We start from the raw sequence: 2,086 nt of genomic DNA on the forward strand, positions 1-2,086 counted from the left end.
TCGCCGGTGGTGGGGTGCACTACGCCTTCGCCACCGAGGCGCTGCGCGAGTTCGTGGAGGCCACGGGCATCCCCGTTGCCTACACCCAGGCCGGCGTGGGGGTACTGGACTGGGACCACCCGCTGTGCCTCGGCGCCGTCGGCTCGACCGGCTCGACCGCGTCCAACGCAGTGGTCGCCGATGCCGATCTGGTGATTGGCATCGGAACCCGTTACGGGGACTTCACCACCGCCTCCCACACGGCCTTCCAGCACCCGGACGTGCGCTTCGTCAACATTAATGTCGCGGCCTTCGACGCCTACAAGCAGGGCACTGCCGTGCCGGTCGTCGCTGACGCCCGCAAAACCCTCGTCGAACTGACGAGAGCGCTCGGCGGGTACAGGGTCGGCGCGGATCTGGCCGAGGTTGTTAAAGCCGAGAAGCAGCGCTGGGACGCGACCGTGGACGCCGCGTTCGGGAAGCGGCACGAGCCGCTGCCCAGCCAGAACGAGATCATCGGGGCCGTCAACGACGCCATGGACGACCGCGACGTCGTCGTGTGCGCCGCTGGCTCGCTGCCCGGTGACCTGCACAAGATGTGGCGGGTCAAGGACCCGTACGGCTACCACGTCGAGTACGCGTTCTCGTGCATGGGCTACGAGATCGCCGGTGGGCTCGGCGTCAAGCGGGCCGCCGTGGCCGAGGCCGAGCGAGCAGGAGCCCCCGAGGACGCGCGTGATGTCGTCGTCATTGTCGGGGACGGCTCGTACCTTATGATGCACACTGAGCTGGTCACCGCCGTGGCCGAGGGCCTCAAGCTCGTGGTCGTGCTCATCCAGAACCACGGCTACGCCTCGATCGGGGCGCTGTCCGAGCAGCTGGGCTCCCAGCGCTTCGGCACGAAGTACCGCTACCTCGACGGGGAGCGGCATAGCTTCGACGAGGGCTCTACGTTGCCGATCGACCTAGCCACCAACGCCGAGTCCCTCGGCGTGCGCGTGCTGCGTGTGGAGTCCGGCGCGGGCGTGATTGACCGGCTCAAGACGGCCGTCGAGCGGGCCAGGGCGGTGCCCGAGGGCTCCGGCCCCGTGCTCGTGCACGTGGAATCGGACCCGCTGATTGATGCCCCCAGCTCTGAGTCCTGGTGGGATGTGCCCGTCACGGGCACCGCCACCCTCGGATCCACCCAGGAGGCCTACGAGGTCTACCAGCAGAACAAGGCCCGGCAGCGCCCGCTGCTCGGGGAGTCCAGGAGCAACGCATGAGCCAGCAGACCCAGCAGCAGATCCAGCACGTCGAGCACTTTATCGACGGGGCGCGCACCCGCGGCACCGGGGACCGTACCCAAGAGATCTACAACCCCGCCACCGGCCAGGTGTCCGGCATCCTGCACCTGACCACCGATGAGGACCTGCAGGTCACCGTCGCGGCGGCGCGGAAGGCCGCGGACTCGTGGGGCGATGTGTCCCTGGCCAAGCGCACGGCGGTGCTGTTCAAGTTCCGCGAGCTCGTAGCCGCCCACACCGACGACCTTGCTCGGCTGATCACCTCCGAGCACGGCAAAGTGCTCTCTGACGCCAAGGGCGAGGTAGGCCGCGGCCTCGAGGTCGTCGAGTTCGCCTGCGGGATCGCTGAGCAGCTCAAGGGGGAGTTCTCCGACCAGTTTTCCACTGGCATCGACGTGTACTCCTTTCGCCAGCCCCTTGGCGTGGTGGCGGGCATCACTCCGTTCAACTTCCCGGTCATGGTGCCGCTGTGGATGGCCCCGGTTGCGATCGCCACCGGCAACGCGTTCATCCTCAAGCCCTCCGAGCGCGATCCCTCCCCGTCCCTGCTGATCGCCGAGTTGTGGCAGCAGGCCGGCCTGCCGGACGGCGTGTTCCAGGTCCTGCACGGCGGCAAGGAGGCCGTGGATGGGCTACTGACCCACCCCGACGTGGACTGCATCTCATTCGTAGGCTCCACCCCGATCGCCCGGTACGTGCACGAAACCGCAACCAAGCACGGCAAGCGCGTTCAGGCACTGGGCGGGGCCAAGAACCACGCAATCGTCCTCCCGGACGCAGACATGGACTCGGCCGCGGACAACCTCACGGCGGCCGCCTTC

General features: G+C 68.1%; 2 protein-coding genes. Both read left to right on the top strand.

Annotation, left to right across the window (positions count from 1 at the left end):
• Window positions 1–1,244: thiamine pyrophosphate-dependent enzyme (locus Y705_RS0103435; RefSeq protein WP_026531836.1), on the top strand; the 1,244-nt coding region annotated here is incomplete at its 5' end.
• Window positions 1,241–2,086, top strand: an 846-nt coding sequence (locus tag Y705_RS17080) for an aldehyde dehydrogenase family protein (protein ID WP_155849895.1), incomplete at its 3' end; no start/stop codon positions are given. The genes Y705_RS0103435 and Y705_RS17080, both read left to right, overlap by 4 nt.

The organism is Arthrobacter sp. H41, from assembly GCF_000520535.1.
GTDB lineage: Bacteria > Actinomycetota > Actinomycetes > Actinomycetales > Micrococcaceae > Arthrobacter_D.